Genomic DNA, 16,883 nt, shown 5'->3' on the forward strand with positions numbered 1-16,883 from the left:
CGCAGCTCTGGACCCTCACTCCGACGGTGACGTGGCCTCAACAACGCCGGGGCTCGAAGCCGCGGGCCCGAGCAGCAAGGCGCACGCGCACAGCCCTGGGTGGTGTTGAGTAACCGTGTCATGAGTTCGGCGGGTGTGTCCCAGTCGAGGGTCATTCTGGGGCGGTCGTTGAGTTCAGTGGCGACGGCATCGAGGTGCGCGGCGGTGTGCACCGAGAGGTCGGTGCCTTTGGGGAAGTACTGGCGCAACAGGCCGTTGGTGTTCTCGTTCGAGCCGCGTTGCCAGGGTGCGTGCCGGTCGCTGATCATCACCATCGGGTGGCCATCCGCGGCCGCCGCTCCACCGGCGGCGGCGCTGTGGCCTGGGCCGCCTAAGCCCGCCAGCGTTTCGCGGTCCGGTAACTTACGCTACGCCGATCAGGACCACGCACGACACCGCGCAAGGCCCGGTCTCGATCCCGGCTGGACATGAGGCAACTCCTGAACACTCAGGTGTTGCAAGGTTGTCCACAGGTCTACTCACCTGTGGACAACTCAGAGCAGCTCCAGCAAGAACGGCAATTCCTGCGGCGCGTACCAAGCCAATTCATGGTCCTCAGCGTCCCCCAAAGTGAACTCCGCGTCCGGGTCCCCGAGGTCCGCCGCGTCGATCACCGCCGCCGCGGCTGCCACCGCGTCGGCCGCCTCGGCCGCGTCCACGTGGATCGCCGCCACCGCCGACAGCGGGATCGGGCCGCCTATCCGGACCACCGGGGCGTCCAGGTCGGGCCGCAACGTCACGCCCTCGACGTCCGCCGAAATCACTACCCGGCGGGGCTCGCCCTTCTCCTCCGCCGCGATCAAACGCAACGAGGCCCGGGCCGCGTCCAGCAGTGCCGCGTACTCAAGCTCCTCGTCCGAACCGCTCACGTACGCCTCGCGCAACGCCGGCGTCAACGCGAACGCCGTTCCGCTGCGGGCGCGGAACTCCCCCGAGGACTCGAGGTCGCGAAGCATCGCGATGGTCGCAGGCAGATAGACCCTCACCAGTGCGCACCCTTCAGCTCTTCCAGGGACTCTTCGATCATCCCGGCCACGAGGTCCACGTCGAACGCGGCCTTGCGGTCGCCGTTCAGTCCGAAGTAGACGCCACCGTGGTAGGACGTCACCCCGATCGCCAGCGCCTGGGTGCGCATCAGCGGCATGACCGGGAACATCTCGACCAGTCTGGCCTCTCCCGCGTACATCGGCACCTGCGGGCCCGGTGAATTCGTCACCATGACGTTGAAGATGCGCCCCGACAGCGACCCCGCCGCCCGGGCGCCGAGGGAATGGAGCGTAGCCGGGGCGAACCCGCCCACCTTGAGCAGCCCGCGCGCGGCCACCGGGCGCCCTGAATCGAGGTGCTCGGCCATCGCGTGGCCGATGTGCTGCAGCCGCAGCACCGCGTTCGGCTCGCCGACCGGAAGGTCCACCAGGTACGCGGCCACCTGGTTGCCGACCAGCGCCGGGGTCGAGTACTCCGCCGTCTCCGCGTCGCGGACCGCCAGCGGCACCAGCGCGCGGATCGTCGTCGTCGGCGTCACCTGCTCTTCGCGCGAAAGCAGCCACTCGCGCAGCGCGCCCGTGATCGCCGCCAGGACGACGTCGTTGACCGTGCCGCCGTGCGCCGCGCGGATCTTGCGGAAGTCCTCCAGCCGCGTGCGGACCACCGAAAACACGCGGCCGCCGGACACCCGGACGTTCAGCGGGCCGGTCGGCGCCGGCTTCACCAGCGTGCGCAGCGTCGACGCCACCCCGCCGACCGTCTCGGCGAACTTGCCCGCCGCCGCGAACGCGTCGTTCGCCGCCGACCGGACGTTCTCGACGACCTCGCCCGGCCGCTGGACACCCTCGCTGACCGCGTCCAGCACCAGCTGCGTGCGGCTCGGCTCGCGCCGCGGCGTCCAGATGTCCTCGAACGGCTCCGGCTCGGCCGGGGTCGGGTCGAGGATGAGCTGGCCGAGCTCGATCGTGCCGACACCGTCCACAACGGACTGGTGCGTCTTGGTCACCAACGCGACGCGGTCGCCGGCCAGGCCCTCGATGAAGTACGCCTCCCAGAGCGGCCGTTCCGGCGCCAGCCGCCGTGACATCAGGCGTGCGACCAGGTCGAACAGTTGCTCGTCACTGCCCGGCTGGGGCAGCGCCGAACGCCGGACGTGGTAGTTGAGGTCGAAGTCGACGTCGTCCACCCAGACCGGCCGCGCCAGGTGTCCCGGCACCTCCGCCACGCGCTGGCGGTACCGCGGCAGGTACGCCAGCCGCGCGCCGATGAGGTCGAGCAGCTGCGGGTAGCCGAACCCGGACCGCGGCCGCTCGAAGATCGCCACCCCGCCGACGTGCATCGGCGTCGCGTGGTCCTCGACGTAGAGGAACGAGGCGTCCAGCGCGGAAAGGCGGTCGGGCATGAGGCGATCGTCGCACAGTGCGAGACTGCCCGGTGTGGGTGATGAGTCGACGATCTCGCCGAAAGATCGCTTTCTTACGGTGTACGGCCGGAAGCCGGTGCTCGAAGCGCTGGCCGACGCCGGCCTGCGCGTGGACAAGGTGATCCTCGCCGACACCGCCCGCGGCCCCGGCGCCGCGGAGATCCAGCGCGCCGCGAAGGACGCCGGCGTGCCGGTGCAGCGCGCCAGCGCGCACCGGGTCAAGGTGCTCGCCGGCAACGGCAAGCAGGACCAGGGCGTGCTCGCCGACGTCGTCGCGCCGCGGATGCGGGCGCTGTCCGCGGCGCTGGCCGATCGGCGGCCGCCGTCGCGGGTGCTGCTGCTCGACGGCATCACCACGCCCGCGAACGTCGGCATGATCCTGCGGACGGCGACCGCCGCCGGGCTCGACGGCGTGATCGTGCCGCGGCGCGGCGTCGCGGCGCTGGACCCGCTGGTGGTCAAGGCTTCGGCCGGCGTCGCCTTCCGCGCGCCGGTGCTGCGGTGCGGCTCCGCTCGCGAAGCCGCCGAAATGCTCAGCGAAGCCGGGTACGGCCTTTACGCGCTGGGCGCGTCGGCGCGCACGACCGTGTTCGACGTCGACCTGCCGCAGCGCGCCGCGTTCGTGCTCGGCGGCGAGACGGCCGGGGTCGGCGGCGAAGTCGGCGAGCTCGTCACGGAATGGGTGTCGATTCCCATGCCGGGTGACGTCGAGTCGCTGAACGTCTCAGCCGCGGCGGCGGTCCTGTCGTTCGAACTGGTCCGCCGCGCCCGCTGACACTCACCCGTCCGGGAAAAGCACGCCGAGCTCGGTGAGCGTTTCCTCGACCGTCCGGTGGTGCACGCCGACCATGCCCGCCTGGACGGCGCCGCGGATGTTCGCGGCGGAGTCGTCGACGAACGCGCAGCGCACGGCGGGCACGCCGAGCCGTTCGGCCGCGATGAGGTAGACCGCCGGATCCGGTTTGGCGACACCGACCTCGCCGGAAAACACGAGGGCGTCGAAATAGTCGAACATCGTGTTCTTGACCTCGGCCGACGCCCCGGGAGCGTTGGACAGCAGCGCGGTGCGGACGCCTCGCTCGCGCGCCGCGGCCAGGTAGTCGTAGAAGCGGCCGGCGTCGGGATCCGTGAGAACTCCGGCGAAATCGACCAATAACCCCTTCAGCACCCGGCACACCATAGCCGGGGCGGCGACGCGTTGTCTCGCATAGCGCAACAACGCGACATGGCGCTTACCGCACGTGCTCGCGCGAATCCATCGCTTCGGCGGTTCTTTGCCGAATCGGGCGATTCCCGTCGCCTTTCCGGCCCGTTCCTCCCTCTAAGCGGTGGCGACGGCGAAATGCCGCGCCCGGGAGGGGAGGAAATGACCGAGGAACACCGCGTGAGAACGCTGATCCACGCCGAAGTGCCGCGCCGGGCCGAACGTCCGCCGGCGGTGCCTCCGCACGGGAACCGCGGGGGTGACGCCCGGTGGCCCTCGCCCCGGCAGCTCGAGGCGAGCGAGGTGGGCCGGCTGCTGACGATGCTGCTGGAGGCCTACGACGGGCGCCGCCCGGTGCCGCAGATCCGGGGCTTGGTGGCGCCGGAGGTGTACGCGGGTCTGAGCGGGCCGAGGTGGACGCGGCCACGGCACCGGTTGTGCCGCGTCCACACGTGCACGCCGGCGCCGGAGGTGATCGAGGCGTGCACCCGCGTGGAGGCGGACGGCCGGTCGTTCGCACTGGCGGCCCGCTTCACGCGCACGCCGGCGGGTTGGGTGTGCGTGCGGTTCGCGCTGCTCAAGCCGAGCGGTCCGGCCCGGCGGACACCCCGGCAGGCGGCGGCGTGAGAGGGGCCCGCTCAGCCCGAGCACCGCCGCGCCCGCGGCTTGGGTGGCGCGCCCGCTCGACCCCGAGCACCGCCGAAGCCCGGCGACATGCGGCGGTCGGGTCCAGCACCCGGCAGACCGGCGCGCCGGCCGTCGGCGAGCCGGCGATGCATGCGGTCCGCGCTGCTCAGCCCGAGCATCGCCGGACCCGAGCGCCCCAATGTGGCCTTCGGTGCGTCTGACGCACCGAAGGCCACATTGGGTGCGTGAGACGCAACCAAGGCCACATTGGGGCGCTCGGGCCGGCCCCCAAAGCCCGAAGTCGTGAGTGTTCAGGAGGGTTGTAACCCTACTTACCGCTCACGACCGGCAGCGTTGCCAACCCGCGCAATGTCGTTGTCGCGTTCCAGGTCGGGTCGCCTGCCAGCTTCAGTCCGGGCAGCCTGCGCGCCAGCTCGCCAAACGCGATGCGACCCTCCAGCCGTGCCAGGGGTGCTCCCAGGCAAAAGTGGATTCCCTGGCCGAACGCCAAATGGCGCCCTGGCGCGCGCGACGGGTCGAACGTTTCCGGGCCCGTTGCCGGGTCGCGGTTAGCCGCTCCGATCAGGACGATCACCTGGCTGCCCGCCGGTACCGCGACCGTCCCCAGCTCCGTGTCCCGCAACGCCGTCCGGGCCGTCAGCTGGACCGGGGAGTCGTAGCGCAGCACCTCCTCCACCACCCGCTCCGGATCCGCCGCGACGACACCTCCGTGGCGCAGCAGCGCCAAGACTCCGTTGCCGATCAGGTTCGTCGTCGTCTCGTGGCCGGCGATCAGCAGCAACGTCAACGTCACCAGCAGTTCGCCCTCGCTGAGCACGTCGCCCGCGTCGGACACCGCCACCAGCGCCGACAGCAGGTCGTCGCCCGGCGAGCCGCGGCGCTGCTCCGCCAGCTCACGGAAGTACGCCACGAACGACTGCCGCGCCTTCACCGCCGGCTCGATCGTGTCCGGGTGCTGCAGGAACGACGGGTCCAGCGCCCGCGCCATCGCGTGCGACCACTCCGCGAACCGCTCGCGGTCGTCCAACGGCACGCCCAGCAGCTCCGCGATCACCTCCACCGGCAACGGCTTCGCCAGCGAGGTCATCACGTCGAACGACTCGCCGGCGCCGTCGATGAGCGACGCGGTGAGCTCCTCGATCCGCGGTGTCAGCCGCTCGACCATCCGCGGGGTGAACGCCTTCGCGACCAGCCGCCGCAGCCGTGTGTGGTCGGGCGGGTTCAGCGACAGGAACGCCCGGACCACGCGTCCCGACTCGTCGACCGGCTGGTCCGGAAGCCGGTCCGCCGGATCCAGGTACTCCGGTTCCGGGTGGCCGAACGCCGGATCGCGCAGCACCTGCGTGGCCTCGGCGAAGCCGCTGACCGCGAACATCTGCTCGGACAACCGCGCCACCGGGAACCGCTCGCGCCATTCCCGGTACGCCGGGTACGGGTCCGGCCGCCGCTCGGCGGCGAACAGCGCGAAGAACTCCTGCGGATCCACTTTCTCGTCCCCTCACGAAAGAACCGGGGTGCGCGCGAAAGCACGCACCCCGGCTCCGGAAACCAACGTCAGCGACGCGGGCCCTTCTTGCCCTTCTTCTGGGCGTCACGCTGAGCGGCGCGACGGTCCCGGCGGGTACCCCCGCCACCGCCCGCGGCCTGCGCCCCGCCCTCGGCGTGGGACTCGACTTCGCCGTCCTCGCCCGGACCGGACAGCGTCACGCCCTGCTGGCCACCGCCGCCGCCGAGACCCTTGCCGCGCAGCGCGGCCGGGACGGACTCGGTGTCGGTCGTCGGCGGCTGCGGCGGCGCCGGCCGCGCGTGACGGCCTTCCGAGGGCGCCTGGCCGTTGCCCGCGCCGACGCCCGTCGGCACCGCGGCCGCGGCCTCCGCCGGCGGCGCCTCGGCCCGCTCGACCTGCAGGTTGAACAGGAAGCCGACGGCCTCCTCCTTCAGCGAGTCGAGCATCGCGCGGAACATGTCGAAGCCCTCGCGCTGGTACTCGATCAGCGGGTCGCGCTGCGCGAGCGCCCGCATGCCGATGCCCTGCTTGAGGTAGTCCATCTCGTAGAGGTGCTCGCGCCACTTGCGGTCGAGGACCGTCAGCATCACCTGGTGCTCCAGGGTCCGCATGCCCTCCGGGCCGACGAGCGCGTTGATCTCGGCTTCGCGCTTGTCGTAGGCGTCGCGGGCGTCCTGCACCAGGGCGTCACGCAGGCCCTGGGCGTCGAGGTCGCCGTCTTCCATCAGGTCGTCCCAGTCGATGCTGACCGGGTAGAGCTGCTTCAGCGCCGTCCAGAGCTTCTCGTGGTCCCAGTCCTCGGCGTACCCGTTGGAGGTCGCACCGTCCACATAGGCGTTGACGACGTCCACGAGCATGCCCTCGATCTGGTCGCGCAGGTTCTCGCCGGCGAGGACGCGGTGGCGCTCGGCGTAGATCACCTTGCGCTGCTCGTTCATGACCTCGTCGTACTTGAGGACGTCCTTGCGCTGCTCCATGTTGATCTGCTCGACCTGGGTCTGCGCGCTCTTGATGGCCTTGGAGACCATCTTGTGCTCGATCGGCACGTCGTCGGGCAGCCGCATGGTCGTCATGACCCGCTCGACCATGGTCGCGTTGAAGCGGCGCATGAGCTCGTCGCCGAGCGAGAGGTAGAAGCGGGACTCGCCCGGGTCGCCCTGTCGGCCGGACCGGCCGCGCAGCTGGTTGTCGATGCGGCGCGACTCGTGCCGCTCGGTGCCCAGCACGTACAGGCCGCCCGCCTCGCGGACCTCTTCGCCCTCGGCCTTCGACTCCGCCTTGACCTGCTCGAGGACCTCGGGCCAGGCGGCCTCGTACTCCTCGGAGTGCTCGACCGGGTCCAGGCCGCGCTCGCGCAGCACCTGGTCGGCGATCAGGTCGGGGTTGCCGCCGAGCACGATGTCGGTACCGCGGCCGGCCATGTTCGTGGCGACCGTGACGGCGCCCTTCTGGCCCGCGCGCGCGACGATCAGCGCCTCGCGGTCGTGGTGCTTCGCGTTCAGCACCTCGTGCGGGACGCTCAGCTTCACCAGCAGCTTCGACAGCCGCTCGGACTTCTCGACGCTCGTCGTGCCGACCAGGACCGGCTGGCCCTTCTCGTGCCGTTCGGCGATGTCCTCGGCGACCGCCTCGTACTTCGCCTCTTCGGTCTTGTAGATCAGGTCCGCCTGGTCGACGCGGATCATCGGCCGGTTCGTCGGGATCGGCACCACACCCAGCTTGTAGGTCTGGTGGAACTCCGCGGCCTCGGTCTCGGCCGTACCGGTCATGCCGGACAGCTTCTCGTAGAGGCGGAAGTAGTTCTGCAGCGTGATCGTGGCGAGGGTCTGGTTCTCGGCCTTGATCTCGACCTTTTCCTTGGCCTCGATCGCCTGGTGCATGCCCTCGTTGTAGCGGCGGCCGACCAGGATGCGGCCGGTGAACTCGTCGACGATCATGACTTCGCCGTTGCGGACGATGTAGTCCTTGTCCTTGTGGAAGAGCTCCTGGACCTTCAGCGCGTTGTTCAGGTAGCCGACCAGCGGCGTGTTCGCGGCCTCGTAGAGGTTCTCGATGCCGAGCTGGTCCTCGACGAACCGCACGCCCTTCTCGGTGACGGCGACGGTGCGCTTCCGGACGTCGACCTCGTAGTGGTACTTCGAGTTGATCAGGTTCGTCTTCTCGGTGCGCTCGCGCGACCCCATCGTGGTGGTGTCGATGCCGTTCATCAGCGGCGCGAGCCGGGCGAACTCGACGTACCAGCGCGACGACTGGTCCGCCGGGCCCGAGATGATCAGCGGCGTCCGGGCCTCGTCGATGAGGATCGAGTCCACCTCGTCGACGACGGCGAAGTTGTGCCCGCGCTGCACGCAGTCGTCGAGGCTCCACGCCATGTTGTCGCGCAGGTAGTCGAAGCCGAACTCGTTGTTCGTGCCGTAGGTGATGTCGGCGTTGTACTGGGAGCGCCGCACGTCCGGCTGCTGCTCCGACAGGATGACGCCGACCTCGAGCCCGAGGAAGCGGTGGATGCGGCCCATCCACTCCGAGTCGCGCTTGGCGAGGTAGTCGTTCGTCGTGACGACGTGGACGCCCTTGCCGGGGATGGCGTTGAGGTAGGCCGGGAGGACGCACGTGAGCGTCTTGCCCTCACCGGTCTTCATCTCGGCGACCTGCCCGAGGTGCAGCGCCGCGCCGCCCATCAACTGGACGTCGAAGTGGCGCTGGCCGAGCACCCGCTTGGCCGCCTCCCGGACGACCGCGAAGGCCTCCGGCAGCAGTTCGTCCAGGGATTCGCCGTCGCCGTTCCGCTTGCGGAACTCCTCGGTCTTGGCCCGCAGCTCGGCGTCGGTCAGGTCCTTGACGTCGTCTTCGAGGGTGTTGATGTGATCGGCGATGTTGCGCAGCCGCTTCACCATCTTGCCCTCACCCGCGCGGAGCAGGCGGTTCAGCACCATCCGGTCGACCTCACTAGCTGATCATGAGTGCGCCCAGGCCGGTCCCGGGCAGGTTTTCCCGCGGTGGCCGCCGCGGTCGGCGCCACCATCCCACCCCATCGTAGGGAACGGCGGGGGTCGTGTGCACACGCCGTACGTCCTGACATGCGGATGGCCCGCACGCGAGCCGCGTGCGGGCCATCCGGCAGGACCTCCTAGGACCGGCTCAGCCGAGCCGGATCACGCCGTAGTCGAAGCCTTTCCGCCGGTAGACCACGCTGGGCCGGCCCGCTTCGGAGTCGTTGAAGAGGTAGAAGTCGTGGCCGACCAGCTCCATCTCGTAGAGAGCCTGGTCCACCGTCATCGGTTCCGCGGTGTGCTGCTTTTCGCGAACGACGCGACCGGGCTGGTGACCCAGGTCGTCGTCGGCCCAGCTCTGCTGCTGGGGCAGGTGGATCTCATCGGCGCTCGCGAAGCCGTTCGCCTGCGGTTCCGGTGCTTCGAGCACGGCGGTTCCCGCGACGGGTGCGGCCGCGGCCGGGGCTGCGCCACCCGGCAGTGCCGAGGTCGCTTCGGCGACCGATTCCGGGCGGCTGCGGCCGTAGTGCACGCGCCGCCGGTCGTGTGTCCTCCGCAGCCGGTTTTCCAGCTTGGTGACTGCGGAATCGAGCGCTGCGTAGAAGTCGGCGGCACACGCTTCAGCGCGTACGGCCGGGCCACGTCCCTTTCCGGTGATTTCGACGCGCTGGCAGCTCTTGGCCTGGCGTCGGTTGGGTTCGTGGAACAGCTCCACGTCGTACCGGATGACTTTCCTGTCATAGCGCTCGAGGCGGGCCAGCTTTTCGCTGACGAGTGCCCGATAGTGCTCGGGCACCTCTACGTTGCGGCCCTTAACGACGATGTCCATACACGACCTCCCTCGCTGAGATGACTGCGAGCTGTTGAGTTCACACACGGCGCCGGTGTAGCGGGGACGGAAGCCCGGATCGCGGGCTGAGAAGGAACTCGGGGTCGGATCACGACGTCTCGTGCCGGGAACCCGAGCGCGGACTCAGCGCACCTCCGGCGCCAGGGACATGGGCTCGTCACCTCCCTGCCTGCGGGGATTGCTGATAGCGGAGCACGTTAGCTTCCTCACGCCCGGAGCAACAGCCCCCGAGCCGGGGGATGTCGAGGAATGAGACTCCGTCACCCCGCGCAGTGAGCGGAGGGTGAACACCGGACAACACCCGCTGGTCGGACGCCCGCTTCGGAGCGTGACTTCACACGGACGGCGCAAGGCCGGCCGCTGGTGGACGCCGAGGGTGACGGCCAGGTTTCCGGCAGCCGCCACTCCGGTGGAGTGGCGCGGCGGCCAGGTGGTCTTGATCGACACCCTCATGCCGGGACAACGGCCGGGGCGCCGGACGCGTTCCCGGCGGATGTCACTCGTGTAGGTGACGTTCGGGTTCACCCGGGGGCGGGTGAAGTGAGGGTGAGGGGACGGGTGTCGGCCGGCTGGACGCGAGTATGCGGTGGTGAGGGCTGCGGTGGCGCCGCGGTCGGTTTTGTGCGCCTGGACGGGTCAGGTTTGGTCGCGATTGCGCGAAATCCACCCCATCGAGCCGGTGGGCTTCGGGCGCGGCGGATTCCTGCGGCCGCGGTGGGTCGGCAGCGGCCGCAGCGGGTCGGCGGCGGCTGCGATGGGCCGGCAGCGACCGGGTGGGTTAGCAGCGGCCGCGGTCGGTCGACAGCGACTGGGTGGGTTAGCAGCGGCCGCGGTCGGTCGACAGCGACTGGGTGGGTTAGCAGCGGCCGCGGTCGGTCGACAGCGACTGGGTGGGTTGGCAGCGGCTGCGGCGGCTGCATGGGTTGGCGGTCGCTGCGGTGGGCCGGCACGGGGTGCGGCGGGAATCCCGCGGCTACATCGGCTGGCAGCCGCTGCAGTAGGCCGGCACCGGGTGCGGCGGGAATCCCGCGGCTACATCGGCTGGCAGCAAGCTGCGGTCGGTTGGCAGCAGCTGCGGGTCGGCAACGCCGGCCGAAGCCAAGGTCGGCCCGCCGCCGCGCGTCCGGAAATCAACCGGCCGCGAGCAACGTCAAAACCGCCGCCACCTCGATCCCCTCCCCCGCCAAGGCCCGCACGCAAGCCGCGGCCGTGGCTCCCGTTGTGATCACGTCGTCCAGGACCACCACCGGCATCCCCGGCGGCGGCCGCCCCGCCTCGCGGAACCGCAATCGCCCCGCCAGGTTCGCCACCCGGGCCGCGCGATCCAACCCCACCGCGTCGCGCGCTCCACCCGCCAGCTCCAAAGCCGGAGCCACCGCGACCTCGAACCCCCACCCCGCCAGCACCCGCGCGGCCGCCAAAGCCAGCAGCTCGACGTGCGGACCACCCCGCACCCGCGCGGCCGACCGGCGGCTCGGCGCCGGCACCAAGCACACCGCCGACCCCGGAACCGGCAACACCACCAACGCCCGCGCCAACGCCAACCCCAGCGGGGCGGCCAGATCCCGCCGCCCGCGTTCCTTGAACGCGATCAGCAACCGGCGCCCCAGCCCGCGGTACCGGGACAGCGCGAACACCCGCACCAACCCCGCCACCGGCACGCGCACCACCTCGGACACGGCACCCCACACCGCGGCGCACCGGTCGCAGCACGGCAGCCCACGGGCCCCGCAGCCGGCGCACCGGGCGGGGATCAGCAGATCGAGCAACACCACACGGACAGTGTCCCCGCCACCACCGACAGTTTCGGAAAACCTAACCCGGGTAGAAGGGATCCGCGTCCTTCATCGAGTGGTTCTGCGGCCGCCACACCTCGCCCAGCACCGACGCCGTCCACAGGCCGCTCGCGTCCGCCACCACGATCGGGCGGCCCGGCGCGGCCGTCACGCCGTGGACCTGGGGCGTCAGGTTGGAGCTGTTGAACGCGTCCATGCGCTGGCCGTCCACCGTCACGCGGACCACCGGCTGGGACGTCGACTTCGTCGCCGCCACCAGGGTGTCCTGGGCCAGCCAGTCCACGTCGACGACCTCCTTGAGGTCGTTGGGCTGCAACAGCCTCGGCTCGCGCAGCGCCACCGAATCGCCGCTGCCGGTCACCGACGCGACCCACAGCTGGCTGTTCACCACCGCCGCCACGCGGGCGCCGTCGCGGGAAAACCGCAGCTCGGTGATGCCGCCCTGCTGGATCAGGTCCGTCGCGTTGACCGACAGCGCCGTCCACTGGTTGTTCTGGTTGACCACCATCCGGCCGATCGACGCCTGGTCGACCACCGTCCACACCTCGCCGGTGCCCGGCCGCCACGTCGGGCGGCTCAGCGTCGTCCCGCTCAGCCCGACCGACGCCAGGTCGTGCCCGAGGTCGCCGATCCGCAGGCCGACCTTGCCGCCGCCCTCGCGCTCCACCACCGCCAGGCGCTTGCCGTCGATCGACTGGGCCGCGCTCACGACGTCGTAGCCGCCGTTGCCCGCCGGGCCGCCGACCGGCGCGCCGTCGTCCAGGGACCGGACCCGGCCGCCGACCGTCATCAGGCCCGGCAGCTCCCGGCGCGGCGACAGCGTCGCGTCGTACGCGGGCAGCTCGTTCGCCCGCCAGTCCGGGTGGTTCGCGACCAGCGGGGCGCCGTCGGCCAGGATCCGGATCCGCGCCGACGTCACGTACTGCAGTGTGAGGACGATCTGCGCGGCGATCAGGTTCCGGATGTCGTCGGCGGCCCCGGACAGCCCGGTCAGCGCCACCACCAGCGTGCCGTCGTCGAGGCTCTTGACGTTCGTGTCGACCTCGACCGGCTCGGCGAGCAGGTTCTTCACCGACCCGGCCAGGCTCGTCGACGGCCCGCTGACCAGCAGGTTGACCACGCGGCTCGGCAGCCCGGACTGCGGCTTCGCGACGACGTAGCGCCGGTCGGGGACGAAGGTGGCCGACTGCTCCGAGTAGAAGTTCACCGGCACCGCGGTGTAGTTCTCGCTGAAGTCGGACTCGGTCGCGTAGAGGTCGGGGGGCGGGTCGGTGATCCGCCACTGGCCGTTCGCCTGCTTGCGCACCTTGATCCGCAGCGCCGCCGCGTTGTAGTCCGGGACGAACGCGCTGCTCTGGTCGAGCGTGCCGATGTCGAACCCGCGCACGTTGACGACCAGCGTGTTCGGGTCGGGCTGCGGGGCCGGGTCGTAGACCGTGCCGAAGGTGTTCTGGATGATCGTCAGGCTGCGGTTCGGGCGCCACGCGGCGCGGCTCTGGTCGTCCAGGTAAGCGCGAGCGGCCGCGTTGTTCTGGCCCGGCTTGAGGGTCGCCCCGATGAAGCCGCGGACCAGCGTCAGCGGGTCGATGTCCTTCTCCGGGTCGGGGACGACGTCCCCCGAGCCCTGGCCCTGGCGTTCACCCGAGACGACGACGGGCTGCGATTCCAGCGGGACGTTGGCACAACCCGCCACGAGGACCAGGCACAACACCGCAAGCAAAATGCGCTTCACTGCCCGATTTCCTCACGTTCCGCGAAGATCGCCTCCGGCGCCGGCGTGATCTCGATCAGCCCGAGCGGCACCTCGGCGGCGATGCGGTCGGGCGGCGGGAGCACGAGCGGCGGGTCGCCGGCCGGCACCTCCTGGCGGCGCGGCAGCACGAGCCGGAAGCAGGCGCCCTGGCCCAGCTCGCCCCACGCGTCGAGCTCGCCGCCGTGCAGCCGCGCGTCCTCCTGGCTGATCGCCAGGCCGAGCCCGGTGCCGCCGGTGCGCCGGTTGCGCGACGGGTCGGCGCGCCAGAACCGGTTGAACACCAGGTCGGCTTCGCCGGGTCGCAGGCCGACGCCGTGGTCGCGCACGGTCACCGCGACCGCCGTCTCGCTGGCCCCGACGGTGAGCACCACCGGCCGGCCCTCGCTGTGGTCGACGGCGTTGCCGAGCAGGTTGCGCAGGATCCGCTCGACGCGCCGGGCGTCGACCTCGGCGATGACCTCCTCGTCGGGCAGCACGAGCTCCACGGAGCTGCCCGCGTTGCCGGCGATCACCCGGACCTGCTCGACCGCGCGGGTGGCGATCGGGCGGACGTCGATGAACTCCGCGGAGAGCTCCTCGACGCCGGCGTCGAGCCGGCTGATCTCCAGCAGGTCGCCGAGCAGCGACTCGAACCGGTCGAGCTCGTCGACCAGCAGCTCGGTCGAGCGCGCGAGCCCGGCCGGGAACTGCTCGCGCGACGCGTGCAGCACGTCCGCGGCCATCCGGACGGTGGTCAGCGGCGTGCGCAGCTCGTGCGAGACGTCGGAGGTGAACCGGCGCTGCAGGCCGCCGAAGTCCTCGAGCTGGCGGATCTGGTTCTGGATGCTCGCGGCCATCCCGTTGTAGGACACCGCGAGCTTCGCCAGGTCGTCCTCGCCGAGCACGGTGAGGCGCTGGTCGAGGTCGCCGCCGGCGAACTGCTCGGCCGCCGCGGCGGCCTGCCGGACCGGGCGGACCACCTGCCGCGTTACCAGGTTCGTGATGCCGGCCAGCAGGAGCAGCAGCACGAGCCCGCCGACGAGCAGCGTGTTCTGCACGGTCGCGACGGTGTTCTGCTCGGTTGTCAGCGGGAACAGCAGGTAGAGCTGCAGCGGGCTGGCGACGGTGTTGAGCGGCGTGCCGACGATCAGGTACGTCGTGCGGCCGCCGTCGGGGTCGGTGACCGTGTGCTCGAGCCAGCTCATTTCGTTGGCTTCGACGAACTGGCGCAGCCGCGGCGGAACGCTGTCGAACGGCCCGGCGGACGCGGGCTCCTCGCCGGACTGGTCGCGGCCGCCGCTGGCGAGCACCGGGACGAACGTGCCGGCCGCCGAACCCGCGGCGTCCTGGCTGGTCGGGGTGATCGCGATCTTCTTCAGGGCGTTCTGCAGCCGGTTGCTCAGCGCTTCCGGCGTCTCGCCGCCGAGGCCGACCAGCTCGCCCGCGGCGGTGTCCGCGGCCGCGCGGGTCTGCGCGATCGCGGCGTCGCGCTTGGTGTCCAGCAGGCGCTCGGTGATCTGGTTCTGCAGCACCATGCCCAGCACGAACACGACGGCCGAGGACAGCGCGAGCGTCGAGACGGTGACGCGGAACTGCAGCGAGTGCTTCCACAGCTCGTTGAACGCGACCGCCCGGCGGCGCGCGAAAACGACGACACGCCGCACCAGGCGTGCCGTCGAACGCGCGAACGCGGGGATCCGTCTGCCGGAAGCGAGAGTCATCGACTCATCACGGCGGGCCGGCCTTGTACCCGACACCGCGAACGGTCAACACCACCTCGGGGTGCTCGGGGTCCTTCTCCACCTTCGAACGCAGGCGCTGGACGTGCACGTTCACCAGCCGGGTGTCGGCCGCGTGCCGGTAGCCCCACACCTGCTCGAGCAGCACCTCGCGGGTGAACACCTGGCGCGGCTTGCGGGCCAGCGCCACCAGCAGGTCGAACTCCAGCGGGGTCAGCGGGATGGCCTTGCCCTCGCGCGTGACCTCGTGACCCGGCACGTCGATCGCCAGGTCGCCGATGGTGAGCGACTCCGCGGGCTCGGCTTCGGTGCGGCGCATCCGGGCGCGGACCCGGGCGACCAGCTCCTTCGGCTTGAACGGCTTCACGACGTAGTCGTCGGCGCCGGACTCCAGGCCGAGCACGATGTCGACGGTGTCGCTCTTGGCGGTCAGCATGACGATCGGCACCCCGGACTCGGCGCGGATCGCCTTGCAGACGTCGATCCCGTTCATCCCGGGCAGCATCAGGTCGAGCAGGACGAGGTCGGGCTTCAGCTCGCGCAGCGCGGGCAGCGCGCGGGAACCGTCGGCGACCACGGCCGTGTCGAACCCCTCCCCACGGAGCACGATGGTGAGCATCTCCGCGAGTGCGGGGTCGTCGTCGACCACGAGAACACGTGCCTTCATGACCACATATTCGCACTAGTTCCGGCGCCCGCACGCACGACCCGCGTGTTTGACCACCAGAAAGATCAAGATCGGCACGGGTGCCTGCTCCATCCGGGTGCCCCTGGACGGTCCGTGAAGGCCGGCGCGCGGCCTTCACGGACCTGCGGGAGGAGGTCAGGGAACCGCCGGGACGGGCACGTCCACATGGACGTGCGCAGGTCGAACCGGGCGGCGTGGCGGGCACTCGGCGAAACGGCCTTCGAGCCGGCCGGCGTTCCCACGGGCAGGTCGGCGACGGTGCACGCTCGGATCATCGAGGCCTCCGGAAAAGACTGGCGGGATGCCGGGACGGTTCGTGAAAGTTGCGCATGACGCGCCTGGACGCTTCCTGCGCAACAATCCGGCGCCAACCTCGCCCGCGTCAAGAGATTCGCCCACTCAGCCGATAGGAACGGCGCGAAACGGATACTGTTGCGCTATGCGGAACCAGGACTCTGCTGACGCAACCTCGGCGGGAAAGCATGCCTCGGCTGGTGGCAACGCAACTCAAAGCCAGGTGCAGTCGGTCGATCGGGCGATCAGCGTGCTGGAGCTGCTCGCCCGCAACGGCGAAACCGGCATCACCGAGATCGCGGGCGAGCTGGGCGTCCACAAGTCGACGGCGTCGCGGCTGCTCAGCGTCCTGGAGGCGAGAGGCCTGGTCGAGCAGCTCGGCGAACGCGGGAAGTACGCGATCGGGTTCGGCATCGTGCGCCTGGCCGGCGCCGCGACCGGCCGGATGGACCTGGCCAAGCTGGGCCGCGCGAGCTGCCAGTCGCTCGCCGAGGAACTGGGCGAGACGGTGAACATCGCCATCGCCGACGACGGCGTCGCGATCAACATCAGCCAGGCCCGCGGCTCCGCGGCGATCACGACGCAGAACTGGACCGGCCAGCGCACGCCGCTGCACGCGACGTCCAGCGGCAAGATCCTGTTGGCGTACATGGCCGAAACCGAGCGCAAGCGGGTGCTCAAACGGAAGCTCGAGCAGTACACGCCGCGCACGACGGTCGAGCCGGACGAGCTGATGACCGAGCTGGACCGGGTGCTCGAAGACGGTTTCGCCGCCTGCTACGAGGAACTGGAGCTCGGCATGCACGCGGTCGCCGTGCCGATCCACGGCCCGGGCGGCGACGTCGTCGCGGCGATGAGCGCTTCCGGCCCGTCGTACCGGCTTTCGAAGCAGCGGGTGAAGCAGATCGTGCGGCCGATGACCGACGCGGCGGACGACCTCTCCGCGCAGCTCGGCTACTTCCGGGACTAGCACTACATCCGGATAT

At 70.8% G+C, this 16,883-nt stretch carries 13 protein-coding genes and 1 pseudogene; 3 read left to right on the forward strand and 11 right to left on the reverse strand.

The features are described from left to right. Window positions 1-104: 104 nt before the first annotated feature. The 3 genes and pseudogenes from BLV96_RS15125 to BLV96_RS15135 all read right to left on the reverse strand — a co-directional run. Window positions 105-311, reverse strand: a pseudogene (locus tag BLV96_RS15125) (transposase); the annotation flags it as partial. A gap of 222 nt (window positions 312-533) precedes the next feature. Continuing rightward, window positions 534-1,025 (reverse strand): DUF6912 family protein, encoded by a 492-nt coding sequence (locus BLV96_RS15130; RefSeq protein WP_086675282.1) that lies wholly within the window; start codon window positions 1,023-1,025, stop codon window positions 534-536. Then, the gene (locus BLV96_RS15135) at window positions 1,022-2,428 is read right to left on the reverse strand and encodes a WS/DGAT/MGAT family O-acyltransferase (protein WP_091389186.1); all 1,407 of its coding nucleotides are present in this window, start codon (window positions 2,426-2,428) and stop codon (window positions 1,022-1,024) included. The genes BLV96_RS15130 and BLV96_RS15135 overlap by 4 nt, the downstream gene beginning before the upstream one ends. Before the next feature lie 34 nt (window positions 2,429-2,462). On the opposite strand from BLV96_RS15135, the gene BLV96_RS15140 reads away from it, so the two are divergent. Then, complete coding sequence (locus tag BLV96_RS15140) at window positions 2,463-3,224, forward strand: TrmH family RNA methyltransferase (RefSeq protein ID WP_086674911.1); 762 nt, start codon at window positions 2,463-2,465, stop codon at window positions 3,222-3,224. 3 nt (window positions 3,225-3,227) lie between these two features. Here the strand turns inward: BLV96_RS15140 and BLV96_RS15145 are convergent, their stop codons facing one another. Next, window positions 3,228-3,602 carry an HAD-IA family hydrolase gene (locus BLV96_RS15145; protein ID WP_086674912.1) on the reverse strand — a complete coding sequence of 125 codons (375 nt, stop codon included), beginning with the start codon at window positions 3,600-3,602 and terminating at the stop codon, window positions 3,228-3,230. Between the two features lie 231 nt (window positions 3,603-3,833). Between BLV96_RS15145 and BLV96_RS15150 the strand changes: the two genes are divergently transcribed. Then, window positions 3,834-4,280 carry an Rv3235 family protein gene (locus tag BLV96_RS15150; RefSeq protein ID WP_244180233.1) on the forward strand — a complete coding sequence of 149 codons (447 nt, stop codon included), beginning with the start codon at window positions 3,834-3,836 and terminating at the stop codon, window positions 4,278-4,280. 328 nt (window positions 4,281-4,608) lie between these two features. On the opposite strand, the gene BLV96_RS15155 is transcribed toward BLV96_RS15150, so the two are convergent. The 7 genes from BLV96_RS15155 to mtrA form a co-directional block, all read right to left on the reverse strand. After that, window positions 4,609-5,787 carry a cytochrome P450 gene (locus tag BLV96_RS15155; protein WP_086674914.1) on the reverse strand — a complete coding sequence of 393 codons (1,179 nt, stop codon included), beginning with the start codon at window positions 5,785-5,787 and terminating at the stop codon, window positions 4,609-4,611. 68 nt (window positions 5,788-5,855) lie between these two features. Next, window positions 5,856-8,741, reverse strand: a complete 2,886-nt coding sequence (secA, locus tag BLV96_RS15160; protein ID WP_086674915.1) for a preprotein translocase subunit SecA — start codon at window positions 8,739-8,741, stop codon at window positions 5,856-5,858. 205 nt (window positions 8,742-8,946) lie between these two features. Continuing rightward, window positions 8,947-9,627 (reverse strand): ribosome hibernation-promoting factor, HPF/YfiA family, encoded by a 681-nt coding sequence (gene hpf, locus BLV96_RS15165; RefSeq protein ID WP_086674916.1) that lies wholly within the window; start codon window positions 9,625-9,627, stop codon window positions 8,947-8,949. A gap of 1,151 nt (window positions 9,628-10,778) precedes the next feature. Beyond that, on the reverse strand, window positions 10,779-11,420 hold the full coding sequence (locus tag BLV96_RS15170) for a ComF family protein (RefSeq protein ID WP_208608250.1): 642 nt from the start codon (window positions 11,418-11,420) through the stop codon (window positions 10,779-10,781). 43 nt (window positions 11,421-11,463) lie between these two features. Then, window positions 11,464-13,176 carry an LpqB family beta-propeller domain-containing protein gene (locus BLV96_RS15175; RefSeq protein ID WP_086674918.1) on the reverse strand — a complete coding sequence of 571 codons (1,713 nt, stop codon included), beginning with the start codon at window positions 13,174-13,176 and terminating at the stop codon, window positions 11,464-11,466. Beyond that, window positions 13,173-14,897 (reverse strand): MtrAB system histidine kinase MtrB, encoded by a 1,725-nt coding sequence (mtrB, locus tag BLV96_RS15180; RefSeq protein ID WP_091389189.1) that lies wholly within the window; start codon window positions 14,895-14,897, stop codon window positions 13,173-13,175. The genes BLV96_RS15175 and mtrB overlap by 4 nt, the downstream gene beginning before the upstream one ends. A gap of 7 nt (window positions 14,898-14,904) precedes the next feature. Continuing rightward, a complete protein-coding gene (gene mtrA / locus BLV96_RS15185; protein ID WP_005150760.1) occupies window positions 14,905-15,582 on the reverse strand; it encodes an MtrAB system response regulator MtrA in 678 nt (225 codons plus the stop codon). A gap of 460 nt (window positions 15,583-16,042) precedes the next feature. On the opposite strand from mtrA, the gene BLV96_RS15190 reads away from it, so the two are divergent. Beyond that, window positions 16,043-16,867 (forward strand): IclR family transcriptional regulator, encoded by an 825-nt coding sequence (locus BLV96_RS15190; RefSeq protein ID WP_086677707.1) that lies wholly within the window; start codon window positions 16,043-16,045, stop codon window positions 16,865-16,867. The last annotated feature ends 16 nt before the right edge of the window (window positions 16,868-16,883 follow it).

It is taken from the genome of Amycolatopsis pretoriensis (assembly GCF_900107925.1).
GTDB lineage: Bacteria > Actinomycetota > Actinomycetes > Mycobacteriales > Pseudonocardiaceae > Amycolatopsis > Amycolatopsis pretoriensis.